Origin of the sequence: Peribacillus sp. NPDC096447 (genome assembly GCF_044762725.1) — a bacterium.
Taxonomy (GTDB): Bacteria; Bacillota; Bacilli; order Bacillales; family DSM-1321; genus Peribacillus.
Map to the genome: position 1 here is coordinate 366,490 of NZ_JBIWEV010000006.1, position 21,764 is coordinate 388,253.

Annotated in this window: 23 protein-coding genes and 3 pseudogenes; 16 read left to right on the forward strand and 10 right to left on the reverse strand. The window is 35.5% G+C overall.

Features of this window, described 5'->3' with window-relative positions; all coding sequences use genetic code 11:
* The first annotated feature begins 382 nt into the window (after nt 1-382).
* The 5 genes and pseudogenes from ACIQZD_RS21440 (at nt 383) to ACIQZD_RS21460 (ending at nt 3,921) form a co-directional block, all read left to right on the forward strand.
* A pseudogene (locus ACIQZD_RS21440) lies at nt 383-806 on the forward strand (cytidine deaminase).
* 118 nt (nt 807-924) lie between these two features.
* Nucleotides 925-1,716, forward strand: coding sequence for a phosphotransferase (locus ACIQZD_RS21445; protein ID WP_402906204.1), 792 nt, complete (start codon nt 925-927; stop codon nt 1,714-1,716).
* Between the two features lie 151 nt (nt 1,717-1,867).
* Nucleotides 1,868-2,230: a nuclear transport factor 2 family protein gene (locus ACIQZD_RS21450; protein WP_402906206.1), complete on the forward strand. Its 363-nt coding sequence runs from the start codon at nt 1,868-1,870 to the stop codon at nt 2,228-2,230.
* Nucleotides 2,231-2,451: 221 nt separating this feature from the next.
* Nucleotides 2,452-3,312 (forward strand): transporter substrate-binding domain-containing protein, encoded by an 861-nt coding sequence (locus tag ACIQZD_RS21455; RefSeq protein WP_402906208.1) that lies wholly within the window; start codon nt 2,452-2,454, stop codon nt 3,310-3,312.
* Between the two features lie 120 nt (nt 3,313-3,432).
* Nucleotides 3,433-3,921, forward strand: a complete 489-nt coding sequence (locus ACIQZD_RS21460; protein ID WP_402906276.1) for a DUF6584 family protein — start codon at nt 3,433-3,435, stop codon at nt 3,919-3,921.
* A 445-nt stretch (nt 3,922-4,366) separates the two neighbouring features.
* On the opposite strand, the gene ACIQZD_RS21465 is transcribed toward ACIQZD_RS21460, so the two are convergent.
* The 3 genes and pseudogenes from ACIQZD_RS21465 to ACIQZD_RS26230 all read right to left on the reverse strand — a co-directional run.
* Entirely contained in the window at nt 4,367-4,525 is a 159-nt protein-coding gene (locus tag ACIQZD_RS21465; protein WP_402906210.1) for a hypothetical protein, read from the reverse strand.
* A 216-nt stretch (nt 4,526-4,741) separates the two neighbouring features.
* The gene (locus ACIQZD_RS21470) at nt 4,742-5,581 is read right to left on the reverse strand and encodes a TVP38/TMEM64 family protein (RefSeq protein WP_402906212.1); all 840 of its coding nucleotides are present in this window, start codon (nt 5,579-5,581) and stop codon (nt 4,742-4,744) included.
* A 39-nt stretch (nt 5,582-5,620) separates the two neighbouring features.
* Nucleotides 5,621-5,930: pseudogene (locus ACIQZD_RS26230) on the reverse strand (hypothetical protein); the annotation flags it as partial.
* Between the two features lie 106 nt (nt 5,931-6,036).
* Between ACIQZD_RS26230 and ACIQZD_RS21475 the strand changes: the two are divergent.
* A complete protein-coding gene (locus ACIQZD_RS21475; protein WP_402906214.1) occupies nt 6,037-6,252 on the forward strand; it encodes a hypothetical protein in 216 nt (71 codons plus the stop codon).
* Nucleotides 6,253-6,373: 121 nt separating this feature from the next.
* On the opposite strand, the gene ACIQZD_RS21480 is transcribed toward ACIQZD_RS21475, so the two are convergent.
* Both ACIQZD_RS21480 and ACIQZD_RS21485 read right to left on the reverse strand, forming a co-directional pair.
* Nucleotides 6,374-6,724 carry a DoxX family protein gene (locus ACIQZD_RS21480; RefSeq protein ID WP_402906216.1) on the reverse strand — a complete coding sequence of 117 codons (351 nt, stop codon included), beginning with the start codon at nt 6,722-6,724 and terminating at the stop codon, nt 6,374-6,376.
* Nucleotides 6,725-6,771: 47 nt separating this feature from the next.
* Nucleotides 6,772-6,894: pseudogene (locus tag ACIQZD_RS21485) on the reverse strand (low temperature requirement protein A); the annotation flags it as partial.
* A 359-nt stretch (nt 6,895-7,253) separates the two neighbouring features.
* On the opposite strand from ACIQZD_RS21485, the gene ACIQZD_RS21490 reads away from it, so the two are divergent.
* Nucleotides 7,254-8,090 carry an alpha/beta fold hydrolase gene (locus ACIQZD_RS21490; protein ID WP_402906218.1) on the forward strand — a complete coding sequence of 279 codons (837 nt, stop codon included), beginning with the start codon at nt 7,254-7,256 and terminating at the stop codon, nt 8,088-8,090.
* A gap of 566 nt (nt 8,091-8,656) precedes the next feature.
* Nucleotides 8,657-9,190, forward strand: a complete 534-nt coding sequence (locus ACIQZD_RS21495) for a DinB family protein (RefSeq protein WP_402906220.1) — start codon at nt 8,657-8,659, stop codon at nt 9,188-9,190.
* A 787-nt stretch (nt 9,191-9,977) separates the two neighbouring features.
* Here the strand turns inward: ACIQZD_RS21495 and blaI are convergent.
* Both blaI and ACIQZD_RS21505 read right to left on the reverse strand, forming a co-directional pair.
* A complete protein-coding gene (gene blaI / locus ACIQZD_RS21500) occupies nt 9,978-10,358 on the reverse strand; it encodes a penicillinase repressor BlaI (protein ID WP_402906221.1) in 381 nt (126 codons plus the stop codon).
* Nucleotides 10,339-12,153: a BlaR1 family beta-lactam sensor/signal transducer gene (locus tag ACIQZD_RS21505; RefSeq protein ID WP_402906278.1), complete on the reverse strand. Its 1,815-nt coding sequence runs from the start codon at nt 12,151-12,153 to the stop codon at nt 10,339-10,341. The genes blaI and ACIQZD_RS21505 overlap by 20 nt, the downstream gene beginning before the upstream one ends.
* Nucleotides 12,154-12,469: 316 nt before the next feature.
* Here ACIQZD_RS21505 and bla point away from each other — a divergent pair, with 316 nt between their 5' ends.
* A complete protein-coding gene (gene bla, locus ACIQZD_RS21510) occupies nt 12,470-13,402 on the forward strand; it encodes a class A beta-lactamase (RefSeq protein ID WP_402906222.1) in 933 nt (310 codons plus the stop codon).
* A 705-nt stretch (nt 13,403-14,107) separates the two neighbouring features.
* Here bla and ACIQZD_RS21515 read toward each other — a convergent pair.
* Nucleotides 14,108-14,752: a YczE/YyaS/YitT family protein gene (locus ACIQZD_RS21515; RefSeq protein WP_402906223.1), complete on the reverse strand. Its 645-nt coding sequence runs from the start codon at nt 14,750-14,752 to the stop codon at nt 14,108-14,110.
* 114 nt (nt 14,753-14,866) lie between these two features.
* On the opposite strand from ACIQZD_RS21515, the gene ACIQZD_RS21520 reads away from it, so the two are divergent.
* The 5 genes from ACIQZD_RS21520 (at nt 14,867) to ACIQZD_RS21540 (ending at nt 17,872) form a co-directional block, all read left to right on the forward strand.
* Nucleotides 14,867-15,346, forward strand: a complete 480-nt coding sequence (locus ACIQZD_RS21520; protein WP_402906225.1) for a MarR family winged helix-turn-helix transcriptional regulator — start codon at nt 14,867-14,869, stop codon at nt 15,344-15,346.
* Nucleotides 15,343-15,855, forward strand: coding sequence for a spermidine/spermine N(1)-acetyltransferase (gene paiA, locus ACIQZD_RS21525; protein WP_402906228.1), 513 nt, complete (start codon nt 15,343-15,345; stop codon nt 15,853-15,855). The genes ACIQZD_RS21520 and paiA overlap by 4 nt, the downstream gene beginning before the upstream one ends.
* 203 nt (nt 15,856-16,058) lie before the next feature.
* On the forward strand, nt 16,059-16,241 hold the full coding sequence (locus ACIQZD_RS21530; RefSeq protein ID WP_034310968.1) for a hypothetical protein: 183 nt from the start codon (nt 16,059-16,061) through the stop codon (nt 16,239-16,241).
* Nucleotides 16,242-16,298: 57 nt separating this feature from the next.
* Nucleotides 16,299-16,430, forward strand: coding sequence for a DUF6254 family protein (locus ACIQZD_RS21535; RefSeq protein ID WP_402906230.1), 132 nt, complete (start codon nt 16,299-16,301; stop codon nt 16,428-16,430).
* Nucleotides 16,431-17,629: 1,199 nt separating this feature from the next.
* The gene (locus tag ACIQZD_RS21540) at nt 17,630-17,872 is read left to right on the forward strand and encodes a hypothetical protein (protein ID WP_402906232.1); all 243 of its coding nucleotides are present in this window, start codon (nt 17,630-17,632) and stop codon (nt 17,870-17,872) included.
* A 158-nt stretch (nt 17,873-18,030) separates the two neighbouring features.
* Here ACIQZD_RS21540 and ACIQZD_RS21545 read toward each other — a convergent pair whose 3' ends face one another.
* The gene (locus ACIQZD_RS21545; protein WP_402906234.1) at nt 18,031-18,582 is read right to left on the reverse strand and encodes a phosphatase PAP2 family protein; all 552 of its coding nucleotides are present in this window, start codon (nt 18,580-18,582) and stop codon (nt 18,031-18,033) included.
* Between the two features lie 258 nt (nt 18,583-18,840).
* Here ACIQZD_RS21545 and ACIQZD_RS21550 point away from each other — a divergent pair, with 258 nt between their 5' ends.
* Both ACIQZD_RS21550 and ACIQZD_RS21555 read left to right on the forward strand, forming a co-directional pair.
* The gene (locus tag ACIQZD_RS21550; protein WP_402906236.1) at nt 18,841-19,701 is read left to right on the forward strand and encodes a hypothetical protein; all 861 of its coding nucleotides are present in this window, start codon (nt 18,841-18,843) and stop codon (nt 19,699-19,701) included.
* 53 nt (nt 19,702-19,754) lie between these two features.
* On the forward strand, nt 19,755-20,666 hold the full coding sequence (locus tag ACIQZD_RS21555; protein ID WP_402906238.1) for a VanW family protein: 912 nt from the start codon (nt 19,755-19,757) through the stop codon (nt 20,664-20,666).
* Nucleotides 20,667-21,206: 540 nt separating this feature from the next.
* Here ACIQZD_RS21555 and ACIQZD_RS21560 read toward each other — a convergent pair.
* The gene (locus ACIQZD_RS21560) at nt 21,207-21,524 is read right to left on the reverse strand and encodes a hypothetical protein (RefSeq protein ID WP_402906240.1); all 318 of its coding nucleotides are present in this window, start codon (nt 21,522-21,524) and stop codon (nt 21,207-21,209) included.
* Nucleotides 21,525-21,764 lie beyond the last annotated feature (240 nt).

The following is a 21,764-nucleotide window of genomic DNA, read 5'->3' on the forward strand; positions in this document are numbered from 1 at the left end:
GGAGCTGTCTTTAAGGCAGCTTTTTCTTATGGATCGGGGCAGGTTAGTGGAATAAGTAGATGTTTTCAATGTGGTATTATATGGATATAAGGATAACTTACATAATTTAAAGGGAGATGATTTAATATCATTTAATATTTTAATACCAATTATTATAATGGGGATCATTATTCTTTGCGGCTTTGGAATTTTCAAGATTGCCAAAATCATAAAAAGTTAATAACTTTCAATAATTTCACTATAAGGTGCAATTGTTGAGAATTGAGGCTGGCGGATGTGGCAGCCTTTACTTAAGGAACTAACGGGGGCAGTTAGTTGAAGAACGATTTAAGATGTTACAGTTAAGTTGGATGTATTTAAGAATAAAAGTAGGGGGAAAAGAGTGAATATTGAACAAAAATTATATCAAGCAGCGATAGGACTTATTGAAAAAAGGCACCCTACTGGCTGGGGTGGTGCAGCAGCAATGTACACCAACAATGGAAAAATATTAACAAGTGTATCGCCAGAGGTCATAAATGCTTCAACAGAGTTATGTATAGAAACAGGTGCGATTTTGGCAAGGAGACAAATTTAATGCAAAGATTACTCATTCAATTTGCATTGTAAGAGATGATGAAAACCAAGAATTTAAAGTGTTAACTCCTTGTGGGGTCTGTCAAGAAAGGTTATTTTACTGGGGAAGGGATGTAAAAGTTGCAGTAACTACTTCATATGATCAGAAACAATTACTTTTTAAAACCTTAAAAGAAGTCCAGCCGTATCATTGGTCTCACGCATACAAAGATGAAGAATTATTCAACTAACAGGTGCTTTACTTCTTTATGGGGCTGGAAACAGCTCCATTTTCTTATGTAACTAAGGGGGCAGGATAGTTGAACAGTTTACGGATTATAGAAAGTCATAGTTGGGAGGAATATATAGATGTCAAACCATGAAAACGAAGAGAGGCTAACAGGAGGGAATGTTTCTAATGTTTATCATTCGGGAGATACTGTGCGACGAGAATTAAAGCCAGATAGTCTCAAAATTCATAAGCTATTAAAGCATTTGGAGAACAAAGGTTTCAGTTATGCACCAAAGTTTTTAGGTATTGATGAAAAAAGAAGAGAGATATTATCATTTATTGAAGGAGAAGCTGGTAATTATCCTTTAAAGGAATACATGTGGTCTGAAGATGTCTTAATAGAAATAGCGAAAATGCTTCGTCTTTATCATGATTCTGTCAGTGATTTTTCATTTGATGGTAGCTGGGAATCGATAGATAACACCCCCCAACAATTTGAGGTACTATGCCATAATGATTTTGCAATGTACAACATTATTTTTAATCATAAAAGACCAATAGGCATTATTGATTTTGATGTTGCTGGACCTGGTCCAAGACTTTGGGACATAGCTTATACTCTTTATACTTGTGTCCCCTTAAGTAGATTTTATCTTTCTGAAACAGGTGAGAAAGTTTATTATAATTCATTACAGCATGCTAACCGTATAAAACAAAGAGTTAGATTGTTTTTTGAATCTTACGGTGAGGGAATAGAAGAAAATTATTTGGAAATGGTATTGCTACGATTAGAAGGGCTATGTAAAACCATTACAAGAAGAGCCAGTGAAGGTGATATTTCTTTTCAAAAAATGATTGCTGAAGGGCATCTCGAACATTATCAAAATGATATCAAATTCATTCGACAACATGGAAAAGAGTGGATTTAAGGGTAGGTTTTTGTTGAACTGACCGGTGCTTAACTTCATTAACAGGAGCTGATCTGCAGCTCCTTTCTCATGCAAAAAACGGGGCAGGTTAGCTTGAAGAGGGAAAAGTGATTATTTGGGATATAATGACAGTGAAAAAGGGGAGTGGAAAATGGAAAGTGAATCTTCGTTAAAAGAACATTTACGTCAACTGGAAGAGAAGTTGTTAAAACCAGAAATTCGTTCATCTAAAAAAGAGCTTAATAATTTACTTGCAGACAATTTTTTTGAATTTGGAAGTTCTGGTAAAGTCTTGTACAAAGATGAGGGGATTGGCGAAGAAGGAATAGGTGAGGTAAAGATGACATTGAGTGATTTTGAAATACATCCATTGTCTGAAGAAATAGTGTTAACTACCTACCGAATATTTAACGAAGGTAAAAAACAACATTCATTGCGAAGTTCAATTTGGAAATTTAGAGATGGAAGATGGAAAATGTTTTTTCACCAAGGTACAAAAACTTCTTCGCTTTAGTTACTGAACTAACCGGGTGCTTTAGTTCAAGCAGAAAATAAATTAGGACTACACATTTTAGATATGTCTAATATGTGTAGTCCTTTTCATATCTACTGCTACGCTAATCTAACCTAAATATAAAAAAGTGTTTGTTTTTGAAGGTGATTCATTTATTTTGTTGTATTTTTAATAATTGGTAGATCAATTAAAAATAAAGAAAAAAATGGAGGTAAAATCACATGTTTAACAATTGGAAAAAAGCACTGATGGCTGGAGTGATCAGCTTATCCTTGCTAGGAACTGGTTATGTCGGTCACGACCTGATCTCCTCGCAAAACGTCTCGGCTGAACCGGCATCTGAAAAAGCACCAGGGCATTTGAAAAAAGTCGAGGTTTCCCAGCTTGATGAAATAATCGAACGCGGGTACATTCGGGTAGGAATGACCGGGGACTACAAACCATTTACCTATTTGAACCCAGAGACAAAAGAGTATGAAGGCTTTGACGTGGACGCTGCCAAAGAGCTTGGCAAAGACCTGGGTGTGGAGGTGGAATTTGTCGCTACCGCATGGCCTACGATGTTGAAAGACCTGCAAGCGGACAAATTTGATATCGCTGTGGGCGGTGTGACTCGCAACACAGCCAGACAAAAAAGCGCTTATGTAACCCAAGGTTACCTTTCATTCGGTAAGGTGCCTTTGATTCGCAAGGAAGATAAAGACAAGTATCTTACCATTGAAGATATCAACAAGCCTTCTGTACGAATTGGCGTAAATCCAGGCGGAACAAACGAAGAATTTGTCCGTCAGTATCTAAGCAATGCTAAAGTAACGGTTGTAGAAAACAATCTTGATATCCCACATCTTGTTGCAGAAGGTACGTATGATGTAATGATCACTGACACAGTAGAAGCAATGCTGTATGCAAAAGCTGATCCCAGATTGTATGCGGCTCAAACTGACAAGCCTTTCACAAACAGTGAAAAAGGCTATATGATCCCAAGAGGTGATTTCATTTATGCAAGCTACTTGGAAATGTGGATGGATGAAATGAAGCTCCAGGGAAAATTTGATGCCCTCTACAAAAAGTGGATGGAATAGAATATGGAGATGCTCTCCAAAAGCCAATACTGTCGGTCATTTTCTTAAGTAGCTTTTTTTGTGAAAATAAAAACAGAAGAGTGAATTACTTGTAAATAGATAGAGGGAAGAGGAGTATTTATAGAAAAAATACCTGTTAAAACTTTAAAGAAAATAGAAGAGGACATTAAAAATAATGATTTAGGAAAAGCAAGAGATAGAATGCACGGGTTAATTATCACCTATCCAGATGAATTAGAACTCCGTAAAAAATTAGGCGATATCTATTTTGCATTAAAATATCCTTCGATGGCCGGCCGATATTGGTATTTAGAAAAGAATAAGACACCTGAAATGTTAGATACGTGTATTCAGTTCGAAAAATCCATGGGTAACGATCCTATTAGAATAGCCAGAGTTCTAAAATTTAAAGGAGATAGTGAAATTATAAAAAGACTGCAAGATCAGGCAATTTCTCCTTTACAAAATAAAGTTAAAGAAAAATTGACGGAAGAACCTGAAGAGACATTGGAGGATAAGATAGTTACTATTGGGTGTATCACGATATTAATATTAATCATTTTCTTTACATTAATCGGAATTTATACACTCTTTAGCTGGATTTTTTGATCCCTGGAATCTTTCTTCAAGAAAGGTATTTGTTCTTTAGCTAACAGTCCTTTACTTCATTATCAAAAGTTGATCAGCAGCTCCTTTTCTTATTCAGCAAATGGGGCAGGATAGTTCTATAAGGGGCAACGTCAGGATGCGGATTTACAACGATAAGGAAGTCCCGAAAATAAAAAGGCGATACCAGTTTCTTAAGAAATCGCCTTTTTATTTGTTTTACTAAAGCTACCCGTAATGAAAATTTTTCTTGTATTCGAACTTTTTTAATTGATATTTACTCCTTTCGTAATTTCAATAATTTACTTTGATAAGAAAGGTATGGGAGGCCGGGGAAGATAAGAATGATTACATTGTTGTACCGTATCCATCCAAGGCGACGAGTAATGCAAGAATTGTGGTACCTATCGAAATTTTGACAGGATCTCCCTTTGCTTAATCATAAATTTTAATCTCGCATTGCTCCAGCCTCTCGGGAAGTCATTGCACCTTGTCCTTCGCTTACATCTTTTTGAATTTCTTGTTTTACTTTTTGTGCATCAGTTCCGGAAAATCCTGGTTTCATAATTGAACCCGAATTCTTTTTAGCTTGTTGAGCCTTTTGCATGCAAGTCCTCCTTTATCCATTGTTTAACACTCTTATTATTCACAAATGGCACTCAGTATATCCCGAGGATTTGAGCGGATTTTTAACTACTAAAGGAGCAGGTTAATTCCATAAACGTAGCAACAGTGTTATGAATGATTTTGATGCCTGGTGTTTTTTTATTACACAAAAAAACGCTCTACTTCCCAGCGTTTTTCTCATAATACATGCCCTATTTTATTTTCTTTTGTTTAAAACCCATTTTACTCCCAAAGATAAAATAAACAATCCACCAGCAGCAAGTGACACAGCAGAGATTAATTCCTGTCCTGTCAGGGATAGGGCTTTTGCCAATTCGACTGAATATGATAGGGATGAGGCTGTCATTAGTTTTGATAGTGAAGCGATCAGGATAAATCTGCTGAAAGAAACTCCGCCTATCCCCGATCCCAGGCAAATGATTTCATCTGGGAGAATCGGGATAACGAACAGAAGGAAAAGAATGGCCGTTTCATTTTTTTGCATATATTTCTGGTATCTTTGCAAGTGCTTTTCTTTTATTAATCTTAATGCAAGCTTTTGTCCACCAATCCTGGCTATAAGGAACATGACGGCTATTCCGGAAATAGTTCCGAAAAAACTTAGATAAGTTGCGGTGAATGAGCCAAAAACTGCACTGCCTGCAGGAACCGTTAAAGCTTCAGGCAAGGGCAATACAATTGGCTGAAGGAAACAAATAAGGAGGAAAAGTAGTTTACTTAAGAGGGGGGTTCCTTCTAAAGCGCTCCCAATACCGATTCCGTCTGTCAGAACCAAAAACTTTGTTGTATAAAAAATCAGACAGACAATAATCAAAAAAATGCTCAAGTACACTAATGCGAGGCGTGTAAGTTTTAAATAGTTTTCCTTTTTCATGATTATCAAAACAAGATTAATAGACAGAATGCCTATTAAAATGACTGTAAATATAACTTTATATATTGTCAGCAGCGATGGCAAAAACACAAAAATGCAAATGGCTATAAAAGCGCCCATCAATAAATGCATCCACAACTCAGGTTTCTTTCGAAGAATCACAGTATTCTTTCTCCTTTTAAGTGAATTTTATTTGTAAGATTAAGTGTACTGACAAAGCCATCTTAAGAAAACAGACCTGGGGTTTAATTGAAAGTAAGACCTGAGGTTTAGAATTCCTCCTAGGACACGGGCGAGTTTTCCATATAGTTTCATGATGGATTTCATTTTCTTAATCTTCTTCACATTGACATTGTTGGAGTGTAGGGCTTTATTCATCACCAGACTCATGCAAGGAAGAGATAACGCTGCAGTCATGATCTTCCACATTTGGAAAGGGTAACTTGCTTTTTCACATCCCGGAGCTTGCCTAAGCGAGATGTAATCGTGCATGACGAAGGAGCACAAAGCCGAAAAATAACGAACTACAGGAATGCTAAAGTAGTTCAACAAGGAATTAGAATGAGACTTCATTTTGGAACTAGCAAGGAGTAAGAGGTGTTATAGGAGTGGTTGTGGTGTTAACTACCATATTTCAACTTGCTACCTGGGGGTTTGGACGTAAAGTTCAAAAAGATCAATGGGTAAGAAAATTACCGCAGCAAGTGCAAAACAAGTTATCATATCTTAACAATTTCCTTTTTGTACTTTGGATTTTAGACCGTATTATCTTTTTAGAGAAAAAAATGATTTTGGAAATATATCTTTATTTGCACCCCTTTGTCTTACGTTAGTTGTCTTTCCTATTGTTCAAATCTTTTCATCCAGACGTATATTAACGGAACCCATACACAAAAAGCCTTAGATTCTATTGAATTCAAGGCTTTTCGAAATGTAAAATAATTGTCGGTAAGTTTAGGAAAACACCTTCAAGTTCCAGAGAATCACCATCATGGATAAGACCAAACAGATTATTGCAGGAATAGACATCACAATAGGTTGATGAGCGCGAAACATATGAGCATGTATGGCCCCCAGCATGAGAATTACAAATAACACGCCCGATCCTAAAGCCAAGTATTGATTCCAGATACCACCAATTATTCCTAGTGCTCCAATGAGTTCAATAAATCCAATTACTGACATGAACCATAATGGATATTGATAGTGCCGCCAGTGTTCAACCTGAAACGGTATACGAAAAAGTTTTATGAATCCTCCTATTAAAATAAAAACTGCTAAAATCACTTGCATAATAGTTATCATCCAAGCTCACTCCTTTTAAGATCTTGTTTAGAGGTAAACCGTCAAGAAGTCCCAAATAAAAAATATAAGATAAATGAATAATGTATGTAAAAATATCAGTTTGATAGACGCGCAATCATGCTTAAAGACATTAAGATAAACAAATGTCCATAAACAAAAGTTTGTCCTGCTCTTGGATTGACTTATTTACCCTATTTTTTACTTAACCTTTTTATACCATGGTTGGAATCTATTCCCACACCTGCTAAAGTATAGTATCATGAATAGGTATTTCAAACAAGGAGGGGATATGACCAAAACCATTGGCCTTATTTGTGGTAGTTTACGCAATAATTCTTATAATCGAATCATTGACAGTCATGGATGATTCCACCCAATTCCATTGTTACAAAAACAGAAAATGAATCATCGGAACAATAGGATTATTATGCTTGGAGTCCGCAACATAAAACGTGAATAAATAGGCTGCGGGATTCATCTGTATTATTGGAGAATAGGATATATCGGAATATTTTTTGGAGGTAGAAAAATGGCGAAAATTACTGTAGGAACCGAAAAGGAAACAGCGATTGAACTATATTATGAGGATCATGGTACAGGGAAGCCGGTAGTATTAATTCACGGTTGGCCATTAAGTGGCCGGTCTTGGGAATATCAAGTTCCTGCTCTCGTTGAGGCTGGATACAGAGTCATAACTTATGACCGTCGAGGGTTCGGTAACTCTTCTCAGCCATGGAACGGTTACGATTATGATACATTCGCTACTGATTTACATCTATTACTAGAGCATTTGGATCTCCAAAATGTGACACTGGTCGGATTTTCTATGGGGGGTGGAGAAGTTGCCCGCTATATCGGAACTTACGGAACAAATAGAGTAGAGAAGGCTGTATTTGCAGGAGCTGTACCACCATTTCTTTACAAGTCAGCAGAACATCCTGAGGGAGCATTTGATGATGCAGTAATTCAAGGATTAGAAAATGGAGTGAAAAATGATCGCCTGGCATTTCTTGATGAGTTTACGAGAGGATTTTTTGCTGCTGGAGATCGAACTGACTTAGTCAGTGAACCATTCCGACTTTACAATAGAGATATTGCAGCGGGTGCATCGCCTAAAGGGACACTAGATTGTATTTCTGCTTTCAGCAAAACGGATTTCAGAGAGGATTTAGCCAAGTTTAATATACCTACCCTTGTTCTTCATAGTGATTCAGATGCAATTGTTCCATTTGAATATAGTGGGAAGCTGACGCATGAAGCAATTCCTGATTCTAAGGTAACTTTAATAAAGGGTGGTCCACATGGGTTCAATGCAACACATGCCAAAGAATTTAATGAAGCACTGCTAACATTTTTAAAGGGCTGATTACAAATGACCGTAAATAGTTGCAAACTGATCGATAAAAATCGTTTTTTTTTGATAAAATCAACAATGAATATAACAGAGCCACTTTAAAAACGGGTGCGATTGTTTATTAAAGAAGACAAAAAAGGTCAGCGTTTTTTTAAAAAGAAAAATCCAATTTAATAGAAATATAAGTGCATGTTTTGATAATCTTTTTTCAAAACATGCCCTTTCTATTTATTCATTTATCAAGGTTTCTTGTATTAGTTTGATCAAACTTTTTTTCAAATCTACAATAAAGAAATATTTTAATAGGTTATTGGACGTAGAATACAGGGTTTTATGAAGTGAATAGTAACAAAAAAAGAGTTATTCAAAGGATCATGACATGTGTTTTGGAACAAATAATAAATTATTTATGAAATGTGTGCTTTTTTAATTTTGTTCAGCAATCGTGCCATTTAAAAGAGAAGGGATTATTCGTAAGTAAATCGAAGTTAATTCAGAAGAGGTTATTTAGTTTAGCATTGGGAAGTACTACTCAACTTTAAGGAAGAAGAAAAATTATAAAGAAAGTAGGAGATCTATTGGATACAAAAGAGATATTGAAGCGATTCGAACAGGTGGCTACATACTATATTGAAGAGTTAAGTAAATATTCCCTAGATGAGTTTACGAGGAAGCCTTCTGAGGATGAATGGTCATTAGGACAAATGTACAATCATTTAATAAAGGGCACTCTTTATCTCCATTTGAAAGCCATTGAGCAATGTGCTTATGGCACTGCTTCCGATGGCGGTAAAAAAACAGAAATAGGCGATTCGATATTCAAAGAAGGAACGTTTCCTCCAATCAGAGTAAAAGGTCCGGATACACCAGATTTCACACCGCCAAATCCTACAGGAAAAGAAGAAGTAAAGGAAGGACTGCTTCAAATCATTGAGAAAATGCGGGAGATAGAAAGAAAGCTCTATGACATTCCGGCCAGCCAGAAAGTTCAGCACCGGGCAATGGGATATTTAAATGTAAAGGAATATTTTCAGCTAATCGAAATGCATTTCCAGCACCACTTACGGCAAAAAGAGCGTATCGATCAGTTTCTTTTAAAAGTTAGTAAGTAATTTATCTTTATTCGGGTTTTGCGTGTTCTTTGGCGACTGGTGTTCCTTCAAGCAACTTTACTTCATAGGTAAGTAAGTGTACAACAATGTTTGGATATTGGTGATAGATTTCTTTTTGGGTATGTTTGCATATCTCTCAAAAGGAGATTAAGTGATTAAAAGAAGGTGAACTAATGACAATACGTGATGTATATCCAATAAAGTACTACAGCAAGGAAGGTTTCATTGAACGGAAATTGGAGACCTAAGAAGATTCCTAGCTATCAAAGGCAGTTCCTACATAAAGACTTTTTTTCACTTTATCGAAATATTCCTTTTTAAAGGATTCGGTAAGTAAATATCCTCATTTTCATAAAGAGCTTGAAAGTTTTGAAAAAGCTTACTGGAAAGTATTCAAAATAAATAAGTCTTCTTCAACAATCGGGCGTGATTGCTGAACAATGAGCAGTCGTTTTTTACCAGTCGGATCCGAATTGGATGTAAATAATTAAGAAACCCAGCTAATCTTCTCATGTGAAGGTAACTCAGTTCCAGGGCTGCCATTTGGTAGCCTTTTTGCTTAATTAACTAACGGGGCAGTTAGTTTAATAAATACATCCTTCATAGTTAATGGCTCCTTTCGTGTGTAGCTCTGCACTTGTTTTTTTGTTTATGACTACCGGGCGTAGTATTTTCTTTTTAATCTGAGCAAGAAAGCGGTAATTACATGAGAAATATGTCCTCGGCTATTTCGATTTCGACCGAAAAAAGCGATTTGGAAAAATTCCAAATCGCTTTTTTGATATTATTACTTTTTAGGTTTCTTATTTAAAATAAAGCGTAGTTCATTGATATCATCATCAGATAGGGTATCTTCCTGTATGAATTGGACAAGCATGGATTTCAGGGTGCCTCCATAGATACGGTTGATAAATGATTCGGTCTCGGCACGCTGGCACTCTTCCTGTGTATAGAGCGGGTGAAAGGTGTAAACTCTTAGATTTTTATTGACACCTACTACATCTTTTTGAACCAATCGATCGAGAAGAGTGCGTATGGTTTTCGGCTTCCAATGTGTACTCTCCTGTAAGGAAACAATGATGTCATTTGCTGTTTGAGGGGCTTTATCCCAAAGCACGTTCATGATTTCCCATTCTGATTCTGATATGCTAGGAATGTTTTTCTCCATTTTTCTCCCCTCCATTTTCTTTATAGATTCCTAAATCTTTTAAAATTGATAAAGTAATTTCTCCCGCCTTGGTTCCAGATGAATCATCTTCATTTTGTATATTGGTAGCAAAGAAATAAGTATTGGTCTTCGTCTCTACATAACCGATAAACCAACCATTGATGTTTTTTCCATTCACTGTTCCTGTACCTGTTTTTCCTGATAGGCGAGCTTCCTCATTCTTTTCTAAGAGTAGGGCTTCCTTCACAGCTTGGATATGCATTTCCTTATATCGCAATTGATTGTAATAAAAGGCTTGCAGCAGTTGGACTTGCTCGACTGGAGAAATTTTCAATGAGGATTCGAGCCAGAATTCACCCAATTCCCCAGATACATCGGAATTTCCATAGTTTATCTCTTGGAGATTTGATTGTATTGTTTCAAATCCTGTTCTACGATCTAATTCTTTGAAATACCAGTTTACAGAATTTTGTAAAGCAGATGAGACATCCTGATCCATATTCCAAGCCTCATAGGGTTGCTCAGTCCCATCCCAGGAAAGTGTGGATTCTTCGGGTGATATCACATTTGATTCTAGTGCAAATAAGGCACTATAGATTTTATATGTGGAATCAGGTGATACCCGCAACGTACTTTTCTCTTCATTATAAATGCGATATTGCTGTGCGTCATGATCATATAAAACAAAGCTTCCTTCATACCCTTTAAAGAATTGATGTAAATCCTCATAAACTGCTCCATCATCATTAAAATAGTATTGGTCGTTTTCCGTGGCTAATGCGGAAACGAAAGGAAATTGGATTGTCAAAATGATACTGGCCAACACATAAATAAAGACGCTTTTTCTTATTGATTTTTTTGTGGAATGCTTATAGGCAGAAATTTGTTCAATTCGTTTTTTGATTTGGTGCTTCGAACCGTTTAAATGTGTCACTATCTGTAGCTTACTTGACCGTTTTGAAAGATCCAAAAAATTAATGATTGTATTTCCATATTCACTAAATGAATTATCATCATCTAGTAACTGTAAAACAGATGCATCACATGCGATTTCCCGATCCAATCTCATTTCTCTAAAAGCAAGCCAGACAAGGGGATTAAACCAATAAATGATTTGATAAAACAATACCACGTAATTTGTCAGCAAATCCTTGTTTTTATAGTGACTTAATTCATGAAGAAAGATATACTCGTAATTTTTCAAGCTTAGCCAGTTTTCATGCTGTGAAGGTAAGACGATATATGTTTGAAAAAGTCCGAATATCATTGGAGATTGGACTCTTCTAGAAATAACAATCTTTATTGATTTTTTAATCTGTAGTCTTTTCTTGCATTCTTCGAAAAGCATGAGGACTTCTTGATTTGAAAACGGAGAAGAATAATTCTTTATCCTTCTAAGTGTGAGCCATCCACGAACCATAGTTAAGGTAAATAAAAGCATCCCTGACATCCATAAACCCATCACTCCAATATTAAGTAAGGACAGGTCCGGCCGATTGACCGATACAGAAAAGTCTTGTATTAGGTGCAGGCCTTGTATCATATCAGTTCCAGTCAGTTTCATATTAGAGCTGGGTGCATTAGTCTGATATGCATCCCCACCGCTAAAGAGAGAACTAAAATTATATAAATCAGAAGGTATGAATGGAAGTGCTAAAGCCATAAAAAGAAACATCCACAAATGATAGTGCCATTTTGCTGTTAATTGTCTTCCGAACCATTTTCGTATAAGTAGTATAACAGTAACGGAAAATGAAGACACCAATAGACCTATTATAAAATGAGTTAAAAACATGTCCTTCAATACCAACTCTCTTGACTTTTAAATTTTAAAAAACAGGTATATATCATATTTATAGTGGATTGAGGGTAAAAAATAAAGAATTGACTTTATTTGATTACATATGTAATACTGTACTACAGATGCAATAAGACTACAAATGTAATCTGTCAAAACTCCTTGCATGAGGTTGTTTTTTCAATTCGTACATAAGAGTCTAATCTAATAATCAGGAGGACTAACTCATGAACAAGAGATAGGGTGCAAGAAATCCGGCTGCTATCCCAGGAGAATACATAATAAAAATTTTTTAGAAAGAGGTTGAATTTTAATGAAATCTTTAAGCAAAATTTTTAGTGCCTTCACATTCAGAAAAATTGTGCCTGTTCTATTTCTTTCATGTGCAACTCTTGTAGGTTGTTCAAACAATAACGTTAATGCTGAATTAACTAAACCCAAAAAACAAGAAACTGCCAATAATCATGATTTTGCTAAGCTTGAAGAAAAATTTGATGCTAAACTTGGTGTCTTTGCGTTGGATACTGGTACAAACCAAACAGTAACCTATCAGCCAGATGAGCGTTTTGCTTATGCATCTACTCATAAGGCTCTAGCTGTAGGAGCACTTTTACAACAGAAATCAATAGAAGAACTTAATCAAAGAATTACTTATACACGTGAGGATCTTGTTAATTATAATCCGATTACAGAAAAGCATATTGATACGGGGATGACTCTTAAGGAGCTTTCTGATGCTTCTCTTCGATACAGTGACAATACTGCTGGAAACCTTATCCTTAAACAACTGGGGGGACCGACTGGATTTAAAAAAGCACTGGAGGAAATCGGAGATAATGTTACCAACCCTGAGCGATTTGAGCCAGATTTAAATGAAGTTAATCCTGGTGAAACTCATGATACGAGTACACCAAGAGCACTTGCTACTAGTCTTCAGGCTTTTACATTGGGAGATGCACTTCCAACTGAGAAACGTGAGCTTTTAATAGATTGGATGAAGAGAAATACTACTGGAGATGCGTTAATTCGTGCTGGAGTGCCGAAAGGATGGGTAGTGGCTGATAAGACTGGAGCAGGATCATATGGTACGCGAAATGACATTTCGATCATTTGGCCACCAAAAGGAGACCCTATTGTTCTTGCTGTACTTTCAAGTCGTGATAAAAAAGATGCTGATTATAACGACGACCTTATTGCCGAGACAACAGAAGAAGTAATTAAGGCCCTTAAAGCCAAAAATAAATAGAATATGATTGTACTAAAAAAGGTTACGTTAAGTTGCCTTTTTTAGTAGATTCATTCCTATAACGATTGTTATGGTGACCCTTCTTCAACTCCCATGAAAGAACGAAAGTCTTTCATTATCTGTGATACTATGAAGTGCAGCATGGTAGGCTAACAGGGCAGTTCCTTGCTTCAACATTCAATTTCTTATGGACAAGCTAACGATGAGTGACTTTTTAAGACGAAGGTCGCTTTTTTTATTCCTTAAGAAAGGTTGTGAAATGACGGAGAAGGACCCAATTAAAAGTGTGTAAAATAATTCTGAGTGTTTGATTGGTTAAGCTAAAAGTTGTTTCCATCCGCCTCCTCTCGGACAAACAAGTGCTGCATACAAAGGAGGAAAAAACAAGAAATAAAGTTGTCATTGGAAGATATAAAAATGGATTACGGACTATTGGTTATTGGAATAGCTCTTTTACTTGTTTCATACGTAGTAGCTTTCGAAAACACCCCTGGTTGTAGCTGATTTAATGAAAAATATAAAGTGGCATTGTATCCGTATGAAGTAACTGTTAGTTCTATTAATACTTGTGTATGTACTTATCAATAGAAGGTTAATAGATTATTTCACCTAACAGGTGCTTTAGCCTATGATCGTACTGCCTTTAAGGCAGCTTATTTTCTATGCAACTATAGGGCAGGTTAGTTCAAGAAACAAAAAACCATTCTATAATGAATGGTTTTTATCTTTCTCATAATTTGGTGATGTACTGGATTGTGTTAATATGCGATCTAATACTTTTTCAGTAAATGGCATAAAGAAATTAAGTATTAGCCCCCCTAAACAAACGGTTAATAAAGTTCCAACGCCAATTGGTCCATTTGAAATCATTGCCAATATCAAGAATAGGAGGTAAATGAATGTTCTCGAAAGGAATAGATTTGTTCTAGTTAATTCTTGTATGATTAATGTTAATCGGTCAACTGGGATTGGTGCAAAATTTGTGTGTAAATATGTTGCAGTTCCTAATCCTATAACAACTAAGCCGATTCCAAAACAAACAACTTTGCTGTACCATAGTTCAGGTGTTATCAAATTGTGCAATAAAAAAAGCCACATATCAATACCAATACCCGTTATAAATGCTGTTAACAATCCCAATACTTCTGGTCTTTGTCTTTTTAAAAATGAATTACTGCATATCAATATTAAAGCTATTATTATTTCCCAACTTCCCACAGTAAGACCCACATTTATGGACAGTCCCACCAAAAGTGCATCAAAAGGTGAAGTTCCAAGGTCTGATTGTATAGTGAAAGAAATACCAAGGGTTAATATTAAAATTCCCAATACATAAAAAACATATTTCACTTTACTTGACCCCTTTATCATATTTTTTGTTGCAAACGCAACAAAATCAGGTTAAATTTAATATATGTTATTTTTATTGTATTTGCAACAAAAATGCGTGCTAAGGGGTTAATTATGAAGGAAATTCTTCGTGAAATTGGAATGATAGCAAGGGCATTAGATTCCATAAGTAATATCGAATTTAAAGAATATGACCTTACAAAAGGGCAGTATTTGTACCTTGTTCGAATATGTGAAAACCCAGGCATCATTCAAGAAAAATTAGCTGAGATGATAAAAGTAGATCGAACAACAGCAGCTCGTGCTATAAAAAATCTTGAAATCAATGGCTTTATTGAAAAGAAAGAAGATAAACATAACAAAAAAATTAAAAAACTCTTTCCAACAGAGAAAGGGAATAATGTTTATCCTTTTATAAAAAGCGAAAATGATTATTCCAATATCGTTGCATTAGAGGGATTTTCGGAAAGAGAAGTAGAAACCATTTTCAATCTTCTTCAAAGAGTAAGAAAAAATATAGAAAAAGACTGGGAATTTGTTAAAAAGGGAAACAAGAGAAAATATGATTATATAAAGGAGCACATATTTAAATGACTATAAAAAAGTGTACCCTTGATGATTCACGCAAACTTCAAGAAATTAGTTATGAAACATTTAATGAGACATTTAAGCATCAGAATTCCCCCGAAAATATGAATGCCTATTTGGAAAGGGCATTTAACTTAAAACAATTAGAAAAAGAATTATCCAATATTTCTTCACAATTCTTTTTTGTTTATTTTAATAATGAAGTCGCTGGATATTTAAAGGTCAATACCAATGATGCTCAGACTGAAGAAATGGGTGATGAATCACTTGAAATCGAGCGGATTTATATAAAGAACAAATTTCAAAAACTTGGGCTTGGTAAATATCTGTTAAATAAGGCTATGGAAATCGCAATGGAACGTAATAAAAAGAAAATCTGGCTGGGCGTATGGGAAAAAAACGAAAATGCTATTGGTTTTTATCAGAAAATTGGTTTTGTTCAAACTGGAGCCCATTCTTTTTATATGGGTAATGAAGAACAAACGGACTTTATAATGACCAAAACACTCATATAACGAACTAAAGAAACCCCAAAAAATAACGTTGAATGTTACTGTACGAACGGGTGAGTTAGCTGAAATAACCGAACTGGAACTTATTATTCACTTTGCTTTTTTTACCCGAATTATATGGCAGATTTTCATGTTACTATCGGTTTTAATTCGGGGTATATTTCTTCTTTCTGATCTCATACTAAAGTTAAGAAGGAGGGGTATCCATGGCAAAACGAACAAAGAAAAATGATGCAGATCAAAAGAACAAACAAGGATTTGATTCAAGCAAAACTGATTCAGAATTCTCTAAAGAATTTGGCAGTGCAAACGCTAATCAAGCACATAAAAATAAAGCAAAAAAAGAAAAAGCATCTAAAAATCAAGGTGAATGGAAAGGCATGCATTAATTTATACTTGCCAGACTCAAACTGTTTACTGAACTTTATGTAAAGGAGCTTATTTAGATGACTCAATCTAAGCGGCAACAAGAACGCCAATGGAAAGATCGTAAACAATCGCAGAATCCACATGGTAAGGTCAATTCATTTGAACAATTGGCTGAAGATACGGGCAAAAATGGATCTGAAACTAAGTAAAACTGTTTAAGAATGAGAGGCGATCCCAAAGGGTCAGATCTCCATAATAGTTAGGTCACTCCCTTAGGGCACCCTCTCTTTATCGTTACATAAAAGGTCATAATTATCGGGAGTGATGATTATGACCTTTTAGGTTTACGTATACGAGCTGGCTTTTTTTATGTTAATAGTATGGACAATAATTAGGATGTCTTCCCCTGAAGTAGATACTGTAAAAGTCAAAAGACAAAGACTACATAAAATACGGATTATAACAAAACCTTTTAGTAAGGAGTGTTTTGGAAGGGGGGAATGATCAGATATATGTTTTCGTTACGTGGAGATGCTCATAAAATTTATCTTCAATTAAAAAAAGCCTCATACAAAGACCGATCTTTCAAATGTATGAAGAAACTAATAGAAGTGGAAGAAATTCAAAATTTTTATAGTTCGATTGATAGCGAAACGTTAAAAAAAATTTATTATTGTATGATAAAAGAGAAAAACGGATCGGGAATCATTCCTATTATAATATCCTCTGGACCTTGGCTTTTTTTCCTGTTTTCAAAACAATTGCAGGATTTCCTTTTTAAAGATGGGAGTTTGCTTTGGGTTGTCTTTATTTTAATTTATATTTCCATTCTTTCCATTAGTGTGTTTCTTCACTTTCATGAAAGATCATGGTCTTTTGTTCATATTGAAATCATTCAAGAAATTTTACATGAACGAAAAGGGATAAGGGAAAAGACCTGAGGTGAGAAGCTATAACGGATTCCCTCAATGAGCAAAAAAGAGGCATCGAAGCCGATGCACTTTTTATGAAAAGTGATTATTTTTCTACATATTCAATCTTAATCCCATTTACTCTTTCATCCAACTCGTAAGTTCGGATGTTTTTTTAAATACAGTTTTTTTAGGGGCTTGAAAAATTTGAACGTTGATTTTCTCTCCAGGCACTCGCTTTCCGCGGGCGGTCCGGGAGCCTCCTCGGCGCCTTTGCGCCTGAGGGGTCTCCCCGGACACGCTTTTCCCGCAGGAGTCTCGCACACTCGCTCCAATCAACTTTGTTTTAACTTTTAGATAGAACCCTTTTGTCTGCAAACTGCGCGATTCTTTAAGAAGAATCGCTTTTCTTATTAAACTAAGAGGGCAGATTACTTTAACAGAAGTAATGTAAAATATAATCAAAAAAGCGTGTAGTAGGGGAGTCAGAAAATAATATGGAATGTTTTTGTGAACAAAAAGAAACAAATGAGTTAAAAGTTGAAGGTGATGTTGGGGCGGACCCTATATGGTGCAAACAATGTGGTTGCAACTTGGATATAGAGGACATTCCGATTTCAAATAAGTTAATTAGAGAATTGATTGAATGGGTAAATATGTATGGTGAATGGATTGATTGGGATGAAGATAAAGTGCTTCCTAATGGGATTGAACTAGAAGAAGAACAAAAACATTATTGAAGCGTATTTAGATTTTGTGCCCTTAAAAAACTTACAACTACCTCTCCAATTTGTCTGCCTAACTTTAAGCCTTCACTGTTATCCACATTAAAATGTACGCCAGCGTACAAACGCGATTGAGCACTTTCTTCCATTAGTTTTTTTATTTCGGAAGACTCTTAAGGGAAGATATAACTTAATACTGTCTCTGCACATCCCGCCACAGTTGCGTGTGCAGATGGGTAAGCTGGAAAACGAGGGGTAAACAACGCAGTAGACAGATTTCTGCCATATTGATTTGGACGTGCAACATCCCAATGATATTTAAAAAACCACGTCATAACAAAGGTATCATTCATAGCAGCATGGAAATAACTCTGAACCCTTGCAACACTCGGTGATCCCAGCATATACTTTTCAGCTAAATTGAAAACTAGAGTGGTAATTTTCGCGGTTAATTCACCTGTTCCCCAATATTGTGCGATGCGTATTTGCTGGGAAGTCAATGACTCTAATGTCTCTTCTACAATGAATAACTCTGTTTCCCAATCAATATCTAGAGGATTTTTAATTCGCCAAATGATTCGTTGATGAAAGGGGTCCAGGAAATCATTGTCTCTTCCCCTTGAAATAAAAAACATTGGCCAATTTCCTGCCTCTGGAGAACCTTTAGGTGGGTTACTTTCCCCTGGGTAAGGAAATTCTGTCCATCTTCTATAACTTGTTCTCATAAAGACCACCCCCTAATAAATGTTCTCCTTGTTCCTTATGATTACGAGTAATGAAATATGACCATTTAACTTTTGTCGCCCTTATTAGAGGAGAAAGTTCAGGGGTTTGAGCCATTTTAAGCCTTTATAGCTGATTCCCGCGAACCTTTACAACATGAATTAACATTTCAAAGTTTTATTTGAAAAATTTCCAAATATTCAAAGGTATTCAAATGATCATGTCCTGAAATAATAAGAAAAACGCAGGAGAAACTCTATATGAACAGAAAAAAATGTTTTAAAGAATTTATAGCTATTTTTATTTTTATATTTGTCTTAATGGTGAATCATTCGGTCTATGCAATTGATTGGGAAGATGAAGAAGTACCTATAAACTTTAAAATTGAGATATTACCTTGGGAGATAGTAAACGACACTATTCCTAATAGAACAAATTTCACCATTATAGACATTGAAACCGGATTATCATTTAAGGTTCAACGAAGAGCAGGTAGTCATCATGCAGATGTACAGCCACTAACCAAGGATGATACCCAGATTATGAAGAAAATTTATCATAATCAATGGAGTTGGAAAAGAAGAGCCATTATTGTATTGATTAATAATCAAATGATCGCTGCCTCCATGAATGGAATGCCTCATGGCGCAGGCTCCCTTCAAAATGGTTTTTCAGGTCACTTCTGTATTCATTTCTATGGAAGCTTAACACATCGTTTAAAAAACGAAGATACCGCCCATAAATTAATGATATTGAAAGCGGCCGGTAAGCTTGATGATTATTTAGGCACGGTAAGTCCCTACCAACTTATCCGTATTTTTACCATTGCCATAAATCAAGGAGATAGAAAATTATTATCAATGACCTTATCAAATCCGGATCATTCCAAACGTTTCATTAAACTTGCTGAAAATATTACATACTTTGAGGTTAAAGATTTTTCAAGACAACCACTTCAAGACGCAAACGGGTTAATATTCGTGGATGTACCGGTTCAAGTGAAGGTTTATAAAGAGGGAAAAGGGAGTGAAAGCAAAATCATCCATTTTATGATCCGAAGGGAGAGTTTGACTGATCGTTGGTTCATTGATCAAGATGCGATCTATGAAGCCTTAAAATGAGATTTTTGAAGATACGGAAAAATAAATTCCAATCCAGTGTGGGGGTGCATTATATGCGATTATCATGGATTGCCGGACTTTTACTATTCGTACAACCAGTGAATATTTCTGAAAGCTTATCGGTAACCCACCAAGGACAAACGATTGCCAGTGTCAACCATGCTGATATTACTTTGCCCTTACTAGATGTTCCTATCATGGACGTGGATAAATACAATCAATTTGTCGAAAAAATAGATCGACAAGTGTACCAAAAACCTGTAAATGCCACAATAGGCAAACAAGGTAATATTCTTCCTGGGCGGGTAGGTTACAAGCTATACCATCAAGCATTTAAAGAGCAATTTTATTCCTTTTTGTACAGTAGTAAAGCATACAAACTAGAAGTACCTTTGCTTGCTATTCATCCAAAAGTTGACAGCGAATTACTTGCAGAGATTCGTGAAAAAAAGATAGGTGAATATAGAACCTATTTTAATGTGAACAACAAAAATCGTACAAATAATATCTCACTTGCTACAGAAGCCATTAATAATTATGTCGTGTTTCCAGGAGAGGTGTTTTCTTTTAATCAAGCCGTCGGCAAGAGATCAGTAAATAAAGGATATATGCTCGCTCGAGTTATCGTTAAAGGAGAGTTTTCTGAAGGGATTGGTGGAGGGATATGTCAGGTGTCATCCACCCTGTTTAATGCTATCGACAATGCAGGGTTGAAAACTATTCAACGCTATTCCCATACTAGGAGCGTTCCGTATGTTCCATCTGGCCGCGATGCTACAGTAAGCTGGTATGGTCCTGATTTTAGTTTTAAAAACAAGTACAATCAACCTATCCTAATCCGAGCTGCAACGCAAGGAGGAATGGTAAGTATCATGGTTTACTCTTCAGATATGATAAATTATAAGACACGAAAAGTTCCCGCTGCTTCAAATCAGATATCAGAAGAACAGATTTACCGTTCCTAAAAGTACACTTTTACGAACGGTTACTTTTTTATAAAATCACCTAATATAATATTTGAAAAATCTCATTTTCAATCCAACAATATGAACGGAATACGCAATAGCCCCTCTGTTGTATAATTTCTGAGCCTTCCCTTGCACCTAATCTTCGGATCTATAAATGAATTTCACCAACAACTAAATCCTGATACTAGCTATAGAATTGTTTCCTGGCTGCAGGAGTGACAAACTCCAATATGCTGGCTAGCTTTATCCGGTTATTTTCTTCAATTCCTAGAAGCAAACCAATTTTGTCTATTCTTAATCCGGTTATTAATGCATCGGTATATTGATAAATGATAACCTTATCAAGACCTAAATTTTAAAAAACCTGAAAAATAAAGGACAACACATATTAGTCATGTATAATATGTGTTCATTTGTTATTCAATTAAAGCGCCCTTTAATTGAATAACAAATGAGCTTCTATTAGCTAGTTTTGTGGAATATGCAATCTGTTACAGTTCAAGAATAATACAAATTTCATCTTGCTTTATTTATTAATTACGGTTGATATAAACTAAAAAACTCATCCCAACTAAAATGTTCATAATACCAAGTTCCAGGATTAATGTTTTCAATCCAGATTTTCTGGTTTAAACCATTTGGATTCGCAATCCAAACATTTGCTTTTTCTCTATTGGTTCTTATCCAGATCAATTTATTCTTATTATTTATGTATTGTGGACGAAAATCTCCTTCATTTGATGTAGGTGAAGTTATTTTCTTTGGAGTCTTTGTTTGAACATCAATCTTATATAAGGAAGGCATTGGTCTTTGCTTAACATCAATCCATTCACTTTCTATAGAACGTGAGACCAAGTATCAGTCTGCCATGTCAAAACTCGATCAACATACCCTTTAGGTGTGTATTGGGAGGTAATATTTTTATCTATTTTTGTAACCTTTAATTCCTTATTTCACTAAAGAGCAATTTACTTCATTATTAGGAGATGTGGAAGCCTCCTTTTCTTATAGAACTAAACCAGCTAATAGTTAGTCAACATTTTTCAATGAAAACTTAAAATATTTCATGCTATACTAAATTTGTGCATGCCAAAT